Here is a 22,188-nt window from a genome sequence, read left to right on the forward strand (position 1 = left end):
AACCGAACGGTTATTTATTACCTTCTACTGCAATAATTTAGCAATTTCTGCTGCTATTATCTTTTCACCACCTCAGCACCCCCTTCTACAAAAAACCCGTAAAACACACCAGGAATAATCTCAGATACATTCGTAAATATTATGTAATAAGGCGATCTAATACATTCATACTATGTAAATCAGATGTATCATTACCGTTAATGCTACCGAAGCCGTTAACAGAGTGATGCGCTATGTCCAGACAAAGAAACGACAATCCTACCCGTCCACGCCATCATCGTTTCGCCCTGGAGCCACGGCAGTTATTCGATGGCGCAGCCGTCACTGAGGCTGCTCATCATGCGGATAACCCGCTTGATACCCAGCACCACGATAATGCGCCAGACGCCTCCAAAGCGGTTTTTGTCCCACCGGCACCGGTGCCTGCGCCAGCATCAATAACGGCACCAGCTCCCGCAGATGCGACTGCGCCACATGAAGTTTATGTCGTCGATAGTCACGTCCAGAATTGGCAATCGCTGGTCAGCCAGTTGCCAGAAGGCAGCCGCGTGCTGGTGCTGGACTCTCAGCACTCCGGGCTTGAGCAGATTAATGAAGCGCTAAAGAACGATAAAAATATCACTGCGATTCATATCATCAGCCATGGCGCCAGCGATGAAATCACGCTCGGTAGCGACAAACTTAATGACAAAACGATTGCTCAATATCAGCAGCAATTAGAAACCCTTGGCGAAAAGCTCACCACAGACGGCGATATCTTGCTTTATGGCTGCAACGTCACGTCAAAAGACACCATCCTGATTACCCGTATGGCGGACTATACCCATGCGGATATTGCGGCTTCAAATGACGAAACGGGCAGTGCGGCAAAAGCCGCCGACTGGACGCTCGAATCACACACTGGCGTTATCGAAACTCGCTCGCTGGAGTTGGCTTACGATGGCGTATTGCAGGCTCCGGAACTCACAACCAGCACACCGGACATGGTGGTTTCTGAGCCAAGCTCACTGCACCCAGGTGCCGAAACCGGCAGTTTTAGCGGCATAACGATTAATGCCAGTGATGCAAATGTCGCGATCAGCGTGACATTGACCAACGGTGCCGTAGGTGATTTGGTTAATGGTGCTAAATCAGGGAAGACACTGGAGTTCGTCGGCTCAGTTGCAGATGCACAAGCTTGGTTAAACTCACTTAAATTCACCGCAAGTGATACCGAACTGGGCAAACAGTCCGCCTCAACGGATGTGCAGTTTTATATCTTAAGTTTTTCAGGCAACGATAGTCTGGTCACGCATGTCACCATCACTCCATCAAACGACCCGGTAACTGTGCCAAACAAAACCTTAATCGTGCCGGAAAGGAACGGTTCGGGCACTGTGATTAGCGATCAGATACTGACCGCTGTCGACCCTGACGTCGCGGCCGGTGCGCAAAGTGCCTCACAAATTGTCTACAGCCTGACGGCGATGCCGCAATACGGTTACCTCACGTTAAACGGTAATCGTCTGGGTGTTGGCTCGGTATACACTCAGCAAGATGTGCAAAATGGTGCACTGAAATATGTCCACACCGCCACGGGTGCGACGCAAAACACCGATGATAGTTTTTCTGCCAATGTGAACGACGGTGCCACGCCAATCAACCTTTCCGATTCCGTCACGGTCACGCTTCAGATTGCGCCAGAAAACCAGCTGCCAACCATATCGGGTGGCGGTATTGTCTTTGAAGGCCAGCCCGCAAACGCGGCTAATACCGGGAATGTCGGGCAATACATTGTGGCCGACAGCGGTGGTGACACACAGGACACCAATCTCACTCTCACCCTGACCATTACTTCGCTACCAACCCACGGCACACTCTATTTTAATGGTTTGCCAGTCGTTAAAGATCAGCAAATTAGCTATGCCGACCGTAATCTACTGACCTATGAAAACAACGGTGTAGAGGGGGATACGCAGGACAAATTCGGTGTGACCGTGACTGACATGGGTGGCGGTACCGGAACCCCAGCCAGCACCAACACTGAGATTATGCTGACGATTCAACCCGTTGATGATGACCCGTACCTCAATCCAGATTCGACATTGCATGCGCAAGTCACAACAGGCCCAAATAACGTCGTGCTGCAACCAGAAATGTTGGCAGCACTCGACAGCGACTCGTCAGCCGACCGCGTGAGTTTTATCGTTGATACCCAAGGGTTAACACACGGTTATCTGACCCTGAACGGTCTACTGATGAAAAGTGGTGACACCTTTACGATGGAAGATGTCGCCGAAGGTCGGGTTTTTTACACCCAGTACCTGGCTTCCAACGTCGGTGGAGTAGACGTATTTAATTTTCGCGTCATCGACCACTCCACTGCATTGCGCTGGAACGCGGATGGCACAACGTTCACACGCCAGGGCGGGATATGGGATGGTGAGACAGCTAACGACCAGCTTACCCACATGCAATTCACCATCGATCTGGCTACCACTGATAACCCGAACAACCCTGATCCAGGCGGCCTGCCGGTGTTAAATGTCCCGGCAACCACTACAAACTCGGGGTATATCGGCACAGACGTGCAAAACCCAGGCAATGCACCCCATGGCGTACTCAACGAGGGCGGGACATTAACACTTTCCGGTACCGGGAAAATCACCGACAACACGCCTGGCCTGAGTTACGTCGTGCAGGGTGCGACACCTGAGCAAATCGTTTATACCTTCCTCGGCAGCGCCTCCGGGCAAACCGGCCTGACTATCCTGAAAAGTGATGGTCAGGGCGGTTATCAGGTTATCAACGCGTTCGGTACGTTTACGCAGGCTGATTTGAACCAGGGGTTAATCAGCGTTCGTCACGACGGCGGTGAAAACTTCATGTTTGACGGCAGATTCTCGGTTTCTGCAGGCCAGGTGATGCTGGATGAACGTGGCAACCCGGTTGCGGTGACCTGGAACCCGACCATGGTCGTTTTCGTCACCCCGATTAACGATGCGCCTGTAATTGCCGGTTCTTCAAATACGGTTTTAGCTGAAGGTGAAACGGTCGTTATCACCAACTCGCAGTTGCAGTTGAGCGACCCGGATGATGTTAACAGTGGCTCGTCGTGGGAAGGATCGGCTTTACGGCCCGATGGAAGCAATAACTACGCTTACAACAACGATGCCATCGGAAAGGACGCGCTGAAATTTGGCTTCCTGACGCTGCCTGCTGGCGGTGTACTGCAATATTATAATGGCAGTGCTTGGGTCACCATCACCAATGCAGATATCGGCACATTGCAGCTTGATGCCAGCATTTTAAAGGAAGATAGCACCAGCGGTCTGCGTTTTGTCAGCAACGGTTCTGAAGTCCGTAGCACCAGCTTTACAACCTATGCGGTGGACCGCTGGGGTTTGCAGTCGGCCAACAATGCCACCGTGGGCATTACCATCACCAACGTGAATGATGGCCCGAAAATCCCGCAGACGCCGGACAGCCCGGATATTGTCGTTCCGCCAGATTCGCCAAACCTTGTGGGTGGTGTTGAAGCCCGGCCTCCGGCTAACAACCCGGCGACCGTGGTCGAAGGCGGCTATGTGCAAATTAATAGCTCACAGCTTCAGGCTTACGACCCGGACAGCACGCCAGAGCAGGTGCAATTTACCGTTACCACCACGCCGGCACATGGCCGCCTCGCGTACTCAACCGATGGTGTTAACTTTAGCGTCCTTGGTGACGGTTCGACCTTCACGCAGGCTGACATTAATAACGGTCGTATCTATTACCTGAATAACGGTGATGAAGTCACCGGCAACGGCCTGAACACCGACGGTTTTAATTTCACGCTGTCTGATGGTGATAAGGAACAAGCCAACAACCACTTTGCCATTAACGTCACGCCAACCAACGACAAACCCACCGTCACAGCGCCTTCCGGCCCGATTGATATCGGGATTTCTCAGTCGGTGACAGGGTTTAAGATCGCCGACTCGGATATTACGGGCACGAACAGTTCGGTAAACATCCTCCAGACCACCGTACGCCTGCTGCACAGTGATGGCAGTGCCTTTAGCCAGGCTGAATATAACAACATCGTCATTTTTGCCAATGACGCAAGCGGCGCAACGATTGTGGGCGGTTCAGGCGGTTATCTGGTGCTGACCGGCACCGTGGCGCAGATTAACAGCGCACTAACCGGTTTAGGCGTGCGTTTTCTCAGCGATCGTAACGAAGTTTACCAGGTTCAAGTTATTACTGACGACCGCCTACGGACTGCAGATGGCCAGTTAACCGGTGAAGCGAACGGCGGCCCGGTTAACCAACCAGCTAACCCGGCGTTTGGTACATCGCCTGGCCTGGTCGATACCCAAAATTATGACTGGTATCAGAATGCTGTCCCGGTGGCGAACGGCAATATCGCGGCCAACCAGGTCGTGATTAACGCTTCGTCAATTAACGACCCTGGGCATCTGGTCGTTAATAATCCCAATAAATCGACCTTTGAAGATCAGCCGACGTTTATCGGCGGTGATTTTGTTATTACCGACGTGGAATCAACAGCCTTTGGTAAGCCAGTCACCGTGACGTTAACCGTCGCGCAAGGGCAACTGGGGATTGGTGGCTTAACCAATGACAGCAGCACCGTGATAAACGGCGTTACGATTCAGGGTGATAACACTGGAACGCTGATTCTTACCGGTACTGCCGATGCCATTCAGGCATTGCTTAATGACTCTGCAAACGGCTTGACCTACCAAAGTGCCACCAATGCTAATCACGACCAAAATGGTGCTACGACGGGCGATGTGACGCTCAATGTACATCTGGACACGTCAACAGCGACCGTCGGTGACACTTCCGGCTTCCCACCTGCTGATGTACAAGTTGCGTTAACCATTATCCCGGTAAACGATCCACCGACTGTAACTGCACCTTCCGATATGTTGTTGCTCGACAACAATGCGCCGGGAGGCAACAACGTTGGCGGTTTTGTGATTGGCGACCCGGACATTTCAGATGCAGGCGGTGTCGCAACTGGTGAACAAGACATTGTGCAGGTCACGGTGCGCATCACCGATGCAAATGGTAACCCGCTATCAGTGTCGCAATATCGCGATCAGCAAAACTCGACGATCAATATTTCTTCGTTAAACACCACTTCCGGTGTGATTGTCCAAACCGGCAGCCCGGATGGTGTTAATCCGCCATCAAATGGACAAAATGCTCCGTTGGTGATCACCGGTACAGTCGCTCAAATCAATGCCTACCTCGCGCAATTGCAAGTCAGCATGCGTGGCTTAATCCTTGATGATGCCGACCAGTATTTCCGCGTCGAAGTGATTGTTGACGACCGCTTACGCGATACCAGCGGCAACCTGACTGGTGGTGCCAACGGTGGTGATAACGTTGCCGCCAATGGCGTGGGCACCACACCGCCACTCAACACGGTGATCAGCCCTTACGCGGCGATCCCTGCCGGGCTTGAGCAAAACGTCGCATCAACTTACCGCACCGTGTTCCAGAGCAGTATTAACGACCCGGCGCAGATTGTCTTGGGCGGTAACCCAGCACTCAGCACTAATGAAAACAGCGCCACCGTAACGCTGCCACCCATCACTATCAGTGATACGGATGCCGGTAGTCAGACCATGACGGTCACCGTCAAATTGCCAAATGGCTTTGTCTTTGTTGCGCCAACCGGCAGCGGTGGCTCATTTACCGGCACGGGTACCGACACACTCACTTTTACCGGCTCCTACGCGCAGGTGAATACTTATCTGGCAGGACTGCGAGTTACGCTGCCTGATGCGCCAGGCAGTGCGAACCGCTCTGACTGGAACGGCAGTTTCGGCGTGACTGTAACAGTCAATGATGGCGGAAATTCTGGCTCTCGCCCTGACACGCTCCCCGGCAGCGCTAACAACCCGCAACAAGACCCAGGGCAAGTTTCTTACGAGGATGGAGTGGGCGGCTCTTCATCGGCACTTATCACCACGCGCGCATTTACCTTCACGGTCAATGCGGTGAACGATGCGCCGGTAGTGGTCGGCACGCCAACGGTCACCATCCCGACTCTTGAAGAAGATACACTAAGCGGTTCAGTGACGGGCAAAACCGTGGGTGAGCTGTTTACCAACTTCTTCAATGACGATCTCGACACCATCAATAACAGCGCAAATGGCGGAACGGGTGGCAGCAGTGCCGATGCATTTTATGGCGTCGCGATTACCGACCACACCACGAATGCCGCGCAGGGTGAATGGCAATATTCACTCGATGGCACCAACTGGCTGGTGGTGGGCGATCGCAGCGACAACAATGCGCTGGTACTCACGGCCAACTCATCGCTGCGTTTTGTCCCGGCTCCGGACTATTTTGGTAATCCTTCAACGCTTGGCGTGCGCCTGGTCGAAACCAACAATAACGGCGATGTTTCAACTACGCCTGCGGTTCCGGCCAATGGTGCGGTGACAAATATCAGCGGCGCTGGTGGGCACGGCGGCACGTCAATTTACAGTGAAGCCCTCGTCACGCTCAGCACGGTGGTCACTAACATTAACGACCGGCCAACGCTAGGCGATAAAACGATTACCATCGCTGAAGATACCAACGGTACGCAAACCATCGGGAACATCTTCCAGTCGGTTTACAGTGATGCCACCGATAACCAGACCGCTATCGCAGGTGGCGGCAACGCCAGCGGCCCTCTGGGTTATATCGCGATTTACGGCGACACCACCGATGCAAGCAAAGGCCACTGGGAATACTTCAATGGCACAACGTGGGCTGCAATCCCGACGGATGTCACTGCAAGCAATGCCTTTGTACTGGCAAGCGACACGCAGATGCGATTTGTTCCGCTGCCTGATTACAACGGGCCTGTGAACGGTGGCTTGCAGTTACGCGCCTCAGATACCACGGACACAGGGCTTGCAGGTATCACTAACGGGCGGGTGAATTTCTTCGACTTTGCCAAAGACAGCGACCCGACTTCGCACTGGTCAAATACCGCCATGCTTTCGGTCACTATCACGGCGGTAGCTGATGCACGTGAAGACAGCTTCTCCACTCACTCCAATGTACCGCTGGTGATTCAGGGCACAGACCTGCTGGCTAACGACACATTCTCCAACGGAGATAAAGCCGTCACGACGGTGACTGCGCCGACCAATGGCACCCTGTCGTATGTTAATGGCGTGCTGACCTACACGCCGAACTCCGGTTTTGTGGGAACCGACAGCTATATCTACACCGTCGTAAGTGGTGGTGTGGAGGAAACCGCGAAGGTGACCATTAACGTCACCAACCTTGCGCCAGTTGTGGGCGACGAAATTAAGAGCATTGATGAAGATAACGTTGCGACGGGCAATGTTTTAACCAACGACAGCGACCCCGATGGCGACGCGCTCACGGTGAAAACCTTCACCGTCGAAGGGGTCACATACTTTGCAGGTGATACCGCTATGCTTGCAGGCAGCCATGGCACGCTGACCATGAATGCCGATGGGACTTATACTTACAAGCCTGGCGGCGACTGGCATGGTGATATCGTCGTAAGCTATGTCGTTACCGATGGTAATCAAAATGGTGATACCACCGGGCAGTTGGGTGTGCATGTGGCCTCGGTCGTTGATGCCCGCGATAATATCGAAATCGAGCATACCGGCACCGTTATCACCACGGATGTGATGGCAAACGACACGTTCGTTAACCCGGACCGAACCGTTACCCAGTTTACTCAGCCAGAAAATGGCGTGGTCACCCGCGGGCCGGGCAACACCCTGATTTACACCCCGAACCCTGGTTTTATCGGTGCCGACAAATACACCTACACCGTGGTCAGCGGCGGTATCGAAGAAACCGCGAACGTGTTTATCTTTATGACTAACACGCCGCCAACTGCCAGCAACCAGTTTGCTGTGACGGACGAAGACAAGCCGGTGAGCGGCGATGTTTTACGTTTGCTGAGTGACCCAGACGGTGACCCGATACATGTGGTCGATTTCCAGATTGAAGGTTCGGCTGAGAACCATTCGGCGGGTGACACGGTGACGATTGCTGGGAGTGGGACTTTCGTTCTCAATGCCAACGGCAGCTATACCTTTACGCCTGTTAAAGACTGGAACGGTATCGTCCCGACCATCACGTTTAACGTTTCCGATGGCACTGCCACCCCGCCAACACAAAGCTCGCTGGATATCACCGTGCGCCCAATCGATGATATCGCCAACGATTCTGTCTCCACCCATGCGGGCAAGCCGATAACCATCGATCCGTTTATCAATGACCTCTTTAGCAACCCTGACAAAAAGATTACTGGCGTCACCGCGCCTGCACACGGCACGGTAACCATCAGCGCCGACGGCAAAACGGTGATCTACACGCCGAACGCCGGTTATGTCGGTAACGATGTATTTAATTACACCGTTACCAGTGGCGGCATTGAAGAAACCGCCGCGATTACCGTCACCATGAACAATGCCGTGCCGGTGTTACGCAGCACGGCCGACAGCACACTTGAAGACACTCGACTGGATGGCAATCTGCTCACCACGGCAAGAGATGCCGACGTAGGTGACACTATTACGGTTACCGATTTCACTATTGACGGCACGACGTATGCGACGGGCACTCCGGTGGTTCTCGATGGCAAAGGGACGCTGACCATCAACAGTAACGGAACTTACAGCTTTGAACCGGTGGCGGACTGGAATGGCATAGTGCCACTGATTTCCTTCACCATCAGCGATGGCAATAACGGAGGCCAGGCGAGCAGCACTCTAGTGATTCAAGTGCGGTCAGTGGTGGATATTGCCCCAGATACCGCGACGACTCATGCGGATAACTTTGTCGCCATTAACGTGCTGGGTAACGACACCTTCAGCAACGATACGCAAATCGTCACCGCTATTCGCGACAACACCACGCTTGGGCAAGTGTTTGTGCTGTCCGATAACACGATTCGCTACTCCCCACCGCCAGGATTTGTGGGCAGAGATACATTTACGTATACCGTTACCAGCGGCGGCATTACCGAAACCAGCACCGTAACGGTCATCGTCACCAACGCCGCACCAGTCACCACCGATATGAACCTGTCTATGGATGAAGATGGCGCGCAGCTTAGCGGCAGACTGACGGTCACAGACCCGGACTCAGATGTAGTGCGCGTGACTTCCTTCCAGGTTGATGGCGTTAATGGTGTGTTCGCGATTAACCGATTCGGAACTGGCACTGCCGTGATTCCGGGCGTCGGCACCTTTACGCTCTCTTATGACCGCAGTTACACCTTCACGCCTGTCGCTGACTGGAATGGCAACGTCCCGCAGATAACCTACGTGGTGACTGATGACAACGGCGACACCCAGGTTTCCGGCAAGGTGATTATTGTCGTGAATCCTGTCGTGGATATCGCTAATGACACCATCACGCTTCAGGCGGGAACGTCGCCATCGGACAACCTGCTGACTAACGACAGCTTCGAAAATAGCGACAGAACGATTACCGGAGTCACCCAGGGCACTCACGGTACCGTTAGCATCGGCAGCAACGGAATTGTGACCTACACGCCGCAGCCAGATTACGTCGGTACTGATTCCTACCAGTACACCGTCACCAGCGGCGGCAGAACGGAAATCGCCACCGTAAACGTAACGGTAACAAACACCGTGCCAGTAGCGGCACCCGACACGCAGACCAATGTGGAAGACACGACGCTTGTCGGGAACGTGTTAAATAACGATACCGACAGTAACGCCACTGACACTCTTAGCGTCACAAGCTTTACCTTGCCGGGTGAAACGGTGCCGCATCTGGCCGGGGAAACTGTCACCATTACTGGTATCGGCGCTCTAACGCTCAATGCTGACGGCAGCTATAAATTTGTACCGGTCGCTGACTGGAACGGGGCAGTACCCTTGGTCACTTACAACATTAGCGACGGTCATATCGGCGGCACCGCCAGCAGCACGCTGACCCTTGTGGTGACCGAAGTTGCGGACATTGTTGACGATTCAAGCTCCACCCATGCCGGGGTGCCAGTGACCATCGACGTTCTGGCAAACGATAATTTCGAAAATGGCGACAGACAAATTACTGCCACCAGCAACGGCGCATTTGGCACCACCACCATCGTTAACGGCAAGGTGGTTTACACCCCTTTGGCCGGTTATGTTGGCCGCGACAGCTTTACCTATACGGTGACAAGCGGTGGCATAAACGAAACAGCTACCGTAACCGTGGATATGACCAACACGCCACCTGTGGCGAACCCGGACACCAGCACCACGCCTGAAGACAGCACCGCCTCCGGCAATGTGCTGGGCAACGACACCGATGCGGATAATGCAGATAAAAATGCCCTCACCGTCACCGGATTTACCATCAACGGCACACTGTACACACCAGGCACTGCGCTCACTCTCACCGGGATGGGTGTATTGACCATGCAAGCCGATGGCCGCTGGAATTTCGTGCCGGTTGCAGACTGGAACGGCACCTTGCCAGTGGTGATTTACCAAATCAGCGATGGCAATACGGGTGGCGTTTCCAGTGCTGCACTGAGCATCACCATCTCCCCAGTACAGGATGCCTTTAACGATACGGTTTCGGTCCACGGCAACAGCTCGGTGACAACCGATGTATTCGCCAACGACACCTTCACCAACGGCGATAAAATTATCCAGACCGTGACTCAAGGCAGCCACGGTACGGTCACTATCGAAAACGGCAAAATTACCTACAAGCCAAACGTGGGTTATGTCGGAACAGACAGCTACACCTATACGGTGCTGAGCGGCGGGATTCAGGAAACGGCCACGGTCAGTGTCACCGTGGAAAACACCCTGCCGATGACACGGCCTGATATCAACATCACGCCGGAAGATAATGTCGTCACCGGTAATGTGCTGTTGAACGATTCCGATCCTGATGGTGATCCACTGACCATCACGCAGTTCAATGTCGATGGGCAGACCGCTCCGGCAGGGTATCCGGTGATTATCGCAGGCGTGGGTGAGTTCACGTTACGTGCCGATGGCAGTTATACGCTGACTCCGGTCGCAGACTGGAACGGCAGAGTGCCGACCATTACCTACACGGTTAACGATGCGCTGATCGGCGGGAGCGCCACCAGCACGCTGAATATTATTGTGTCACCAGTAGTCGATGTTAATGCCGACAGCGCCACGACTCACGCAGGCAATTCGGTAACGACCGACGTGCTGGCTAACGACACCTTCAGCAATCCCGATGCCACTATCACCGCTGTTACCAACGGGACAAATGGCACTGCTACGCTGCAAAACGGCCAGATTATCTACACCCCTCGCAGCGGCTTTGTCGGCACGGATACTTACACCTACACCGTGACCAGCGGCGGCGTCACAGAAACCTCCACCGTGACGGTTTTTGTCACCAACGACGTGCCAGTGGTTAACCCGGAAGGGGTTATCACGCCACAAGGCGAGCCTATCTCTGGCAACGTGTTAACCAACGATCGTGACCCGAACGGCGACCCAATCCATCTTTCTGGTTTCCAGGTTGGCGGCAACAGTTACAACGCGGGCGAAACAGCCGTGTTAGCGGGTGTTGGTAGCCTGACAGTTCTCAGAGACGGCAGTTATCGCTTTACCCCACTGGCCAGCTGGCGTGGCTTTGTGCCTCCGGTGACCTATACGGTGAGCGACGGCAACGAAGGCGGCGAAACCAACGGCAAACTGCGTATTCTGGTTGCACCGTCGGTAGAAATTTCGGTGCGTGAAGATGGCCTGACGCCGCTTGATCCTGGTGCTCAGGAAGTTAACGGCACGCTAGATATTCTGTCGCTCGACAGGCTGCAAACGCTGACTTTCCAGGGGCGTGTCATCACCGCAGAACAGCTTCTGCGTCTGAACCCTTTGTCGCCAATTACTATCGAAACCGTGACTGGCACCATCAAGCTGCTGGCTTACTACAGTAGCGCAGACGGTGTTGCGCGGCTCGATTACAACTTCACCTTGCGTGAAGCGGTGTCGCAACCGGGGCTGGCCAGTACGCACAACGACTACGCAGTCCAGGTGAACGGCACCACCATAGGGCAGCTACGCATTACCGTCTTCAACGACAACCCGACTGCCACCGATGACAGCGCGGAAATCTTGCAGGACCAGAACCAGGAATCGGCCAGCGGTAACCTGTTTAACGATGATCGCATTGGTGCAGATGGTGCGGCGAGCAATGGTCCTGTCACGGGCGTCGTGTCAGAAAACACCGGTAATGCAGGCACCATTGGCGGCTCAAGCGGTGGCCAATACGGCACGCTAACCCTCGATAGCCAGGGCAACTGGCGCTATGAAGTCAACAGCAGCGACCCTCGTGTGGCAGCACTTGAAGCGAACGCAACCCTCACTGAGGTATTTGTTTACACCATCACCGACAGCGACGGTGGCGTAAGCGAAGCACGTCTCACGATTTTGATTCATGGCGTCACGGCGATGCCAAACGTCGATGACCGCAATGGCGACCAGATATTTGGCCGTGAGGAAGAAGAAACACTGCCCGCCTACAGCCAAAGTTACGAACCGGGCTTGTTTATTCTGCCGCTAGTCTATGATTTACAAAGTGATGCTATTGGCCTTCAGACCCGGCTTAACAGCCGGTTTGCCGCCTATGGTTATGGGATAGAGCATGCGAATGCACCCGTTATGCAGCAGGCAGTTCTGTTCTCCCGCTGGTACAGCGACACGCGTGAGCAGCGCACTTTACCTGGCTTAGAAAGTAACGCCCTTGGGCAGAATTCGCTTGGGAACTCATTTGGCCCGTTTGGTATTGGACAAGCCGATGAGCGCAGCTCATTTGCTCAAACGTCGGTCACGCAGGAAGCGACGCAGGTTGAACAACCGACTGTTATCGCATCGGGAGCACAACCTTTATCCATGCAGCTTGCTGCCCTGGAAAAACAAACTTTGGCGTCTGGAAAGCACATTACAGTCCCGACAATCACTCGCCGGTAAAGGCTAAAGCAACTGTTTAAGATGGAAATAACAATAATGAACGCAAACGTGGTGGCTGAAGTGAAAAAACGTGGCGTACCGTTAGTCAAACCTGTTGCTGGGTTGATTGCGGTACTGATTTTGGCTGGCTGTGGCACCATTAAACCGGAACCGTTAACTAAGGATGAGATAACCACACGAGTGAATCGTGACCGGGCAGAAATGTACCGTGGGCAAGAATCCCTAAGCGGCCCGATGACGTTATCCGATGCCATGGCGCGCGCGTTAAAATATAACCTCGACTACCGTCTGAAAATGATGGAAACCGCGTTGTCGCGCAGTTTGTTGGATGTCTCGCAACAAGACATGCTGCCAAAACTGATGGCAGATGCGGGTTATCGCTGGCGTGATAATGATTCGGGCGGCACCAGTATCGGTATCGATGACGGGCTCGTCAGCTTGCGCCCTTCCACGTCGGAGGAACGCGAACATTATCTTTCCAGCGCGACATTCTCCTGGGATCTTCTCGACTTCGGTATGAGCTATTACCGCGCCAAACAACAGGCCGATGAAGTTAATATTGCGGAAGAACGCCGCCGTAAAGTGCTGCAAAACATTGTCCAGGAAGTGCGTGATGCCTACTGGCGTGCATTAGGCGCGCAGCGTTTGCTCGACGAAACCCAACCACTGGCCGAGCAAATTGCCCAGGCGCTGGATAAAACCCGTGAAGCAGAACAGGCCGGGATCTTGCCGCCAATTGAAGGGCTGGAATATCAGCGCGCCCTGCTTGATGCCATGACCTTGCTGAACCAAAAACGCCAGCAAATGGAATTGGCAAAAAGCGAGCTGACGGCGCTTATCAACCTGCCGCCGGGCACACCGCTGGTGTTGCAAGACACACCAACGCCGCTGGCACCGCCTCCGACCAACATTGATAAGCTTGAGCAAATGGCACTTGAGCGTCGCCCTGAACTGCGTGAGGAAGATTACAAAACGCGTATCGACAGCTATGAAACCAAGCGCCAAATCGCCTCGTTATTCCCGAGCCTGAATCTGTTCGCCGGGTTGAATTACGACTCCAACGAATATCTCTACAACAACAACTGGATTGAAGGCGGCGTCGGTGTCTCGATGAACCTGTTTAAGCTGCTGAGTATTCCGGCAATCAGTACCGCCAACGATGCCCGCGCACAAACCGATGATGCACGCCGTATGGCGCTGAGCATGGCGGTTTTGACGCAAGTTCGTGTCGCCACCGAACGCTACAAGCTCGCCTCCTATGACTTCCAGATTGCCGAACAATCGGCGCAAGTCGACCAGCGACTGGCGAGCATTTCCCGCGCAGGTTCTGATAACTCACTGACCAGTGATCTGGAAACATTGCGTACTCAGGCTCGCTCGATTGTTTCGCGCTTCCAGGAAGCTTCATCATATGCCGAAGCGCAGGCCGCCTATGGCCGAGTGCTGAACTCTGTGGGTATCGATTTGCTACCAGATCAGGTTAATCAAACCGATGTTGCCAGCTTATCGCGACAAATTGCCACCAGTTTGCGCCAACAAGAGAGCAGTGTATTTGCTCGTACTGCTGGTATTGTGGTGGAAAAACACCCGATATCTGTGCAGATCACGCGCCTGCCATCTGGCGTTTCACGCTCCACCGTTTCGCAATCCGTTGGTCGGGTGATTGAAGCAAACCACCTGTCTCTTGAGCCGTCACCGAAAAGCCTCACCTTGCAAATGGGCTTCAACATTGGTGCCAGCAACGGCACACGTAAGGGTGTGTGGACAATGCGAGTGCTGGATGCAGACGGTTCTGAAGTGCTGACTCGCCAGTATACAAGCTACCTGCCAAACGAAACCAGTACGCGTTCCATCAGCGCACTTGCCGAAGCAGCAACATTATCCATTACTACTGATTTACAAAGACTTGCAGGGGCAACCCCTGTTCTGACTGCGACGCCATGAGGCTGTGTATGAATAACAATAAAAAGAGCACATCTGCTCTACTACTCTCGCTAGCCTGTTTTTCTGTGCCAGCCTTTGCCGCCAATCCTGTTTTTGCGGCTCCTGCTGAGGTAAAAACACCCACCGCGCAAGGCAGTACCACGGTGCGCTTCCTGGTACTCGCCAACCGCGAAAGCCCGCTTTCAAGCGTAGTGCCTGGGCGCATGGCGAAAATCAATGTGCAACTCGGCGACCCCGTGACCCAAGGCAAAGTGCTGGCAAGCATGGATTGTAGCGATTTAGTGGCACGTAAAAATGCCGCCGAAGCGGAGTTTCACGCAGCTCAATTGCGCTATGAAGCCAAAGCAAAACTGCAGGGATTACAATCAGCTGCTGCACTTGAAGTGGGTTTAGCCGCCTCTGAAGTCAACCGAACCAAAGGTCAGGTCGGCATTTTTGACGCCCAACTGGCGCAGTGTCGCTTTGTGGCACCGTTCAATGGTCGCGTAGCCAAAATCTATGTCAAAGAAGGCCAGGGGATTGGTGCTGGTGCGCCTGTGATTGATTTGGTCGGAAGCGGCACGTTGCGTGCGCGTTTAAACGTCCCTTCAAACTGGGTGGCATGGCTGAAAATTGGTTCGCAGCTTAATGCCTCCGTGGGTGAAACCGGCAAGCAATACCCGCTCACCGTGACGAATATCAGCGGCAAAGTCGATGCGGTCAGCCAGACTATCGAAATTGAAACTCGCTTCCCGGAAAAAACCGATGACGTGTTGCCGGGCATGAGCGGACAAGCCGTTGCTATCTGCCCTCCTGATGAAAACCGTTGCCTGAAAAGCGGAGCTGCAAATTCGTGATGTCCAGTACAGCCTTCTACCAGCTAGCAGCCCGGGTAGAAGCGATAAGCAACTCCGCCGAGTTAGGCTTCGCTATATGTAACGAAACACGCCAACTGGTGGATTACCGCCAGGCGGCGCTGTTGTCTCTCACCTCATCCAACCGTGCAAAACTGGTCGCGCATTCAGGACTTAGTGATACCGATAACAATACACCGTATGCCTTATGGCTCTCTGACGTAGCAAAAGAGATTGCGCCACATTGCCGCGCACTGCCGCCAGAAGCCCGTGTGCTGGCACTTTCACCCGCGCAACTCAGTGAGCCCCTTGCTCCGCAGTGGGATGAATGGCTGCCTGCAAATGTCTGGGTGTTGCCATTAACCGGTGCCGACGGAGAGATTCACGCGCTATGGTTTTTGGGCCGTGACGACCCGTGGCCAACAACGCTAGCACCGACATCCCCGGAGTTTACCCTGCTGCAACTGACCGGGTTGTACGGTTATGCATGGTGGGCCTTAACGGCACGACCTTCACGTTTCAAGCAGTTCTGGCAGCGCAATACCGGGCGTCGTCTCGGTTATATCGTGCTGGCGGTGCTGTTGGTGTTATGCATTCCGGTGCGCGAATACACACTGGTGCCTGCCGAAATTATCTCGCTACACAGCGAAGTGATTGCCGCTCCTGACTCCGGCGTGATTAAACGCATGGTCGTGCTGCCAAACAGCGATGTGGTGAAAGGCCAGGTGCTGGCAACGCTCGATGACACTACGTTGCATAACCGCCTTGCGGTGGCACAGGCGGAGTTGGAAACCACTGAAACCACGTTACATCAGGCTTCACAACAGGCGATTGAAGACCAACAGGCTAAGTCAGAACTGGCAATGGCTGAAGGCAAATGGCGCGAGAAAAAAGTTGAAGTTGAATCGATAACACGCGACCTCGAAAAGCTGACCATTCGTGCTCCTGATAACGGCGTATTTGTCTATTCTGACCCGGACGACTGGGCTGGTCGCCCGGTACAAACCGGTGAGCGAATTGGTTTGCTGGCAGACCCTGATAACCTCGGCGTTCGCGCCTGGGCCCCGGTAAGTGAATCCACTAACCTGAAGCATGGGGCACCGATGAAAATCTTTTTGAAAGTCGCCCCTCTTGATTCACTGGACGCAAAACTGGGATACGCGGGTTATCAGACTGTAGAAGCGCCCAACGGTGTCGCCAGTTATATGCTGCGCGGCACGCTGGAAGGTAAACCTGCGGTTGCGCGTATTGGCTTGCAGGGAACCGCGCGCGTAACGGGTGATTGGGCAATGCTCGGTTACTTATTGCTACGTCGCCCTATTGCCACATTACGTGCCGGGAGCGGGTGGTGATACCTGGTGCTGCAACGGCCCCAGCGTGGCCTGCGCTACGTGATGAACTGCGACTGAACAGCGCAGGTACCAACCGCGACGGCTCTCCGGCCTGGCACTTGGCTGATCCTGTGCGTAATCTTTTTTCGCCTTGGCTGGCTGGAAATTGAAATTCTTAAACGCTGGCAACTGGCGGATGCCGGGAAAATAGCGCAGACGATTAATCAGCAAACTACGCTGAATGTTGATGAAGAAGATATCAAAGCTTTTGTGCTGTTTTTACAGCAACAACAGTTGCTACGTAGCGCTCGCTATCGCCCGGCATCCTCTGCGTGGAAGTGGTTGTTACACAGCTATTTGTTTATCCGCATTCCGCTGGTTCACCCGGAAAAAGCCCTGCGTAAAGCGCTGCCGTGGTTAAAGCCGCTGTTTAGCAAAACCTTCATGTGGTTAACGTTGTTTGTTGCGATTACCGGTATTGTGCTCGCCGCTCGCCAGTGGGACACCGTGGTTGCCACGTTGCATAACTCGGTGAACTGGCATGGCGCGGTGGCGTTTGCTATCGCTCTGGTTTTTTCCAAATGCTGGCATGAAATGGGCCACGCGCTAACCGCTACCAGGCACGGTGTACGGGTTGGGCACATGGGTGTTGCGCTGCTGGTGATGTTGCCGATGGCCTATACCGACACCGGTGAAAGCTGGAAGCTCATCCGTTCGCGCGACCGTTTAAAAATTGCCGTCGCCGGGATTGCCTCAGAATTAGTTCTGGCAGCATGGGCTACCTTGCTGTGGTCGTTTGCACCGGAAGGCAGCGTCAAAAATGCGTTATTTTTCCTTGCGACCACCGCCTGGGTTATGACAGTCGTGGTTAACGCCAGCCCGTTTATGCGTTTCGACGGTTATTACATTCTGAGCGACATGCTGGATTTTCCAGGGCTGCACGAGCGCGCAGGAAACTGGGCAAAGCGGGCGATGCGCTGGCATCTATTTGGTATCAACGATCCAAAACCCGACAACGTCACCCCGGCCTTTGCCCGTTTTCTGACGGTATTTGCCTTCGCCACCTGGATTTATCGCCTGCTGCTGTTTATCGGTATTGCGGTCGTTATCTATCACGCCTTTTTTAAGGCGTTGGGTGTGATTCTGTTTTTGATAGAGATTGTGACTTTTGTGGTGCAACCGATGATCCGAGAAATCAAACACTGTTGGGCGCGGCGCGCGGAAAGCCAGCCTTTCCAGCGCCGAAGATTGCTGCTGATTGCTATCGCCGCGTTGCTGGTTATTTTTGTGCCGTGGTCGAATAAAGTGAATCTGCCAGGGGTGATTGAAGCCGGTTTTGTACAGCCAATTTATACGCCGTACAGTGCGCGCCTCGAGAAGATCCTCGTCACCGATGGGCAGGAAGTGGAAGCCGGGCAGCCGCTGTTCGAGCTGATTGCACCACTACCGGAAACCTCGCAGCGAAAAGCTGAGGAGATGCGCCGCGCATGGGAGTTCAGCGCGCGCGGTGCGCTAGGGCTTGATAAAGATGGTCCGGCAAAACAGGTTCTGGCAGAGCAAATGGCGCGCCAGTACTCGCTCCAGCAAAGCGCTGGGAATAATGAATTGCTGCGTCTGAGGCTGGTCGCGGCTTCCAGTGGCCGTATTGAAGATAGCGATATTTCGCTGCAACCGGGTAGCTGGGTTTCCCCTTCTACACACATTGCCACACTGGTGAATGCCGATCGCTGGCGGGTGAAAGCGCTGGTGGGTGAAGAAGATTTGGGGCGCTTACGCGTAGGGGCTCAGGCAAAAATTTATCAGCATGATGAGTGGCAGCCGCTTATCGGGCGCGTGGTTTCTATCGACCATAATGTCGTCACTCGCCTGCCATCTTTGTTGCTGGCTAAAGATCACGGTGGCCCAGTGCAATTAAACCCAACCGCGCAGGCAAAAGATTTGCGTCCACAGGGCGTTTGGTATCGCGTATCAATTGAAGGTGACGGAAAAGCTGCAGCCCTCAACCGGGAAAATCTCGCTGATATTTCTGTTGAGAGTAAACGCCAGAGTCTCGCACATCGCTGGTTTAATAGCGTGTCATTGATGCTGATTCAGCAGACGGGCATGGGGAAAGATGGGTAAAGTCTAATGGGATTGGCTTCAAAGTCAGCCCCTCTTTGCAGAGGGGCTAAGTCCTTGCTACAGGATGATCAATGAGGTGCATATCAATTGATGAGGCGGCTAAGTTGCATTCCTAAACCCACCCACTTCCTCCTGGGATACTGGAAGGGGTCTTTCTATTAATGTCTGTTTCAGGACCCGGAGTCAATTGTTTGACGATGACCTTTTCATTGATTTGCAAACCTGACACAAAATTTTATTGATGCCGTGCTCGCCGCAAAGCCTGGGCCAGTTTTTGCTGATTAAACGGTTTACGCAACAGCTCGACTTGCGGCAATTGCTGCCCGCTGCGGCGCAAATCCTGGCCGCTAATTAACAAGCACGTCAGATGCGGATAATGCTCAAATGCATGCTGTACCACATCGGCGCCACTCATTGGCCCTGGTAGCATTAAATCGCTGATAAGTATTTGAATATCCGGTACCTCTTTCAGCAATTGTATTGCCTGCTTGCTATCACTGGTTTCTAACGTCAAATACCCCAACTGATGCAACTGCTCGCACAACGTCTGGCGCACATCGTGTTCATCTTCAAGTACCAGAACCAGTTGGTCTTCATCAGAATTTACTGCCAGCGGCTCGGGTAACGTTTCACTCACCGCCTGTGCTGGTGCGCGCGGCAATTGTAAACGCACTAACGTCCCCTGCCCCGGCGCACTTTCAATTTGCACTCGCCCGCCGGACTGGCGCACAAAACCATACACCATTGATAAACCCAACCCACTGCCACTGCCCGTCTGCTTGGTGGTGAAGAACGGTTCAAATACTTGAGCTTTTACTTCCGCCGACATGCCATGACCACTGTCGATAACTTCCAGCGCTACCATATCCTGCTTGCGCCCGCTCGAGCGCACCACGCGCTGATTCCAGGTGCGGATTTTGATAGTACCGCTTTGCCCTTCCATCGCGTCGCGGGCATTCATCACCAGGTTAATAATCGCGTTCTCCAGCTGGTTAACGTCAATCCATGCCGGCCACGCCGGGTGCTGCGCTTCAATTTCAAGCGTCAGCGCTGCCGGGAGCGAATGGCGGATCAGCGGGTCGAGGTTTTCCAGCAGATTTTTCATCAACACCGCATGGGGGTGCAGCGATTGTTTGCGCGAGAACGCCAGTAAACGTTGAGTCAGTTGCGCCCCACGTTCGGCGGCTTTTAAGGCGCGTTGAATACGTATGGCATCCGGTGAATCGGAAGATGTCAGCTCAAGACTGCCAATAATCACCGCCAGCAGATTATTAAAATCATGCGCGAGGCCACCGGTTAACTGCCCCACCGCTTTCATTTTTTGGCTGTGAACCAGCGCTTCTTCCAGCGCTTTACGCTCACTGCGCTCAAGCACCACGTTCACCATGCCGCGCCCCGGCACCGGGCTAAAACGCAGCTCAATGGTGCGGTTATCCGCAAGCCGCAACTCCTGTGGTTTGGGTAACGGGCGCGAGAGATTTTCAAGGATATGTTCCTGAAGCGGCGTGACCTGTTTGAGCAGGCTCATATAATGCTGCCCGCGCTGCAATCGTTCCGGTGCCAGCCCCAACAGCAGCGGGTATTGCGGGTTCCACACCACCAAAATCCCGTCGTTATCAAACAGGGCAAAACCGTCGCGCATCGCGTGGAAGGTGGTTTCCAGTTGAGTGCTCTTTTCTTTGAGAAGTTTCGAGGTGTGTTCCAGGGATGCAGTGTTGCGCGCAAAAACGTTAAACGCTCGCGCCAGTTCGCCCAGCTCATCACGCCGCTGTAAGGCAGGTACGCTAACATCGCGCTCGCCCCGTGCCAGCCGCGTCATAGCGTGGGAGATTGCCGTCAAATTCGAGCCAAGGTTGCGGTAAATATACCAGCCTGCAAACCCGGTAATCACCAGCGCCAGCAAGGCAAACAAGCCAATAAAGGCAATCATTGATTGAAGCTCTTTATGGCTTTGATCGGTGCGACTAAGGGACTCTTGCGCCACTTTTTGTACGTACTGGTTAATGTCCTGGTTCAAAAACGCCACCAGCGCTTTGATATGGTACATGTACCAGGAAATCCCTAAATCGCTGTTTTCAAGCAGTTGGGAAAGTGGCAGCAATTGCTGCAAATGGGTAGTGAACTCCCGCAATATCCCAGCGACTAAGGGCGAATCATCATGTGCCGGAAGCTGCGCCATCACTTCGGTAAGCTGTATGACGGTGGCTTTCGGGGAAGGCGTCTGGATAGCAATCAGAATCAGCCTGTCCATTTCGGTTAACAGCCGTGCTTCCGGGGTCACCCGCCCGTCACGAGCATTAATATCCTGAATATGATGTAAGTAACTTTGGTTTTGATACAGCGCACTGAGCAGCGAGTTGCGTTCCAGGTGGCGACGATGGCCCAACTCCAACATCCGTGTGACGCTGCTTTCCAGTTCATTGCTGCGTTCGGTAATACGCTTTACCAATTCCGGTTCACGGCTGGCGAGTGGTGCATGCGCCAGGTGGTTAAGCGAATTCTGTAGTGCCTGCTGTGTTTGCTGCAAACGCTGCGCTTCGCTCTGATATTCCAGCGCACCCACCACCTGCGTGAGGCGCACTGCTGCTGTCGCCACATTCGCGGTATCTCGCGCCAACTCCATGCTGCCGGACATATCGCTCAGCGTTTGCCCCTGCACCTGCTCCTGCAAACGGCTGGCGTGATTAAAGCCGAGAATGGCCACGCCGCACACCATCAACGTCACCGCCACCACCAGCAGGTTAAAGGAGAGCAGGCGGCCACGGGCGCTGGTGAGAAAGGGCGTGCGGGGTGCAGGCATGGTTTGGCTCCATTCAGGGTTTGTTTCAATGAGTTAAGCAGTCATATGAATTGTTCACCAACATACGCAGCATAATTCGAGGTGCAGCCAACGCACCTGCAACTTGAAGAATGCTGTGTATGTGACAAATGTGAACAGCCCCTGACATTTTGCATTTACATAGACGTGCTCAACTGGCAGCAATCGAAACCTTACCC

The 22,188-nt window shown here is 53.8% G+C and carries 6 protein-coding genes; 5 read left to right on the plus strand and 1 reads right to left on the minus strand.

Annotated features, from left to right (window positions below):
* Nucleotides 1–233 precede the first annotated feature (233 nt).
* From AC0IXI_RS21760 to AC0IXI_RS21780, 5 genes are all read left to right on the plus strand, one after another.
* Complete coding sequence (locus AC0IXI_RS21760; protein WP_471683092.1) at nt 234–12,962, plus strand: Ig-like domain-containing protein; 12,729 nt, start codon at nt 234–236, stop codon at nt 12,960–12,962.
* Between the two features lie 36 nt (nt 12,963–12,998).
* Nucleotides 12,999–14,906 (plus strand): TolC family protein, encoded by a 1,908-nt coding sequence (locus tag AC0IXI_RS21765; RefSeq protein ID WP_471683093.1) that lies wholly within the window; start codon nt 12,999–13,001, stop codon nt 14,904–14,906.
* 8 nt (nt 14,907–14,914) lie between these two features.
* A complete protein-coding gene (locus AC0IXI_RS21770; RefSeq protein WP_243839635.1) occupies nt 14,915–15,742 on the plus strand; it encodes an efflux RND transporter periplasmic adaptor subunit in 828 nt (275 codons plus the stop codon).
* Nucleotides 15,742–17,091: an efflux RND transporter periplasmic adaptor subunit gene (locus tag AC0IXI_RS21775; protein ID WP_471683094.1), complete on the plus strand. Its 1,350-nt coding sequence runs from the start codon at nt 15,742–15,744 to the stop codon at nt 17,089–17,091. The genes AC0IXI_RS21770 and AC0IXI_RS21775 overlap by 1 nt, the downstream gene beginning before the upstream one ends.
* Nucleotides 17,092–17,340: 249 nt before the next feature.
* Nucleotides 17,341–19,191, plus strand: coding sequence for a site-2 protease family protein (locus tag AC0IXI_RS21780; protein ID WP_471683095.1), 1,851 nt, complete (start codon nt 17,341–17,343; stop codon nt 19,189–19,191).
* 235 nt (nt 19,192–19,426) lie between these two features.
* Here AC0IXI_RS21780 and AC0IXI_RS21785 read toward each other — a convergent pair whose 3' ends face one another.
* Nucleotides 19,427–21,991: an ATP-binding protein gene (locus AC0IXI_RS21785; protein WP_471683096.1), complete on the minus strand. Its 2,565-nt coding sequence runs from the start codon at nt 21,989–21,991 to the stop codon at nt 19,427–19,429.
* Nucleotides 21,992–22,188 lie beyond the last annotated feature (197 nt).

It is taken from the genome of Buttiauxella sp. AC038 (assembly GCF_979253565.1).

Coding starts and splice junctions, on each gene's coding strand:
- AC0IXI_RS21760 (WP_471683092.1), top strand. CDS start 234: ATGTCCAGACAAAGAAACGACAATCCTACCCGTCCACGCCATCATCGT.
- AC0IXI_RS21765 (WP_471683093.1), top strand. CDS start 12,999: ATGAACGCAAACGTGGTGGCTGAAGTGAAAAAACGTGGCGTACCGTTA.
- AC0IXI_RS21775 (WP_471683094.1), top strand. CDS start 15,742: ATGTCCAGTACAGCCTTCTACCAGCTAGCAGCCCGGGTAGAAGCGATA.
- AC0IXI_RS21770 (WP_243839635.1), top strand. CDS start 14,915: ATGAATAACAATAAAAAGAGCACATCTGCTCTACTACTCTCGCTAGCC.
- AC0IXI_RS21785 (WP_471683096.1), bottom strand. CDS start 21,991: ATGCCTGCACCCCGCACGCCCTTTCTCACCAGCGCCCGTGGCCGCCTG.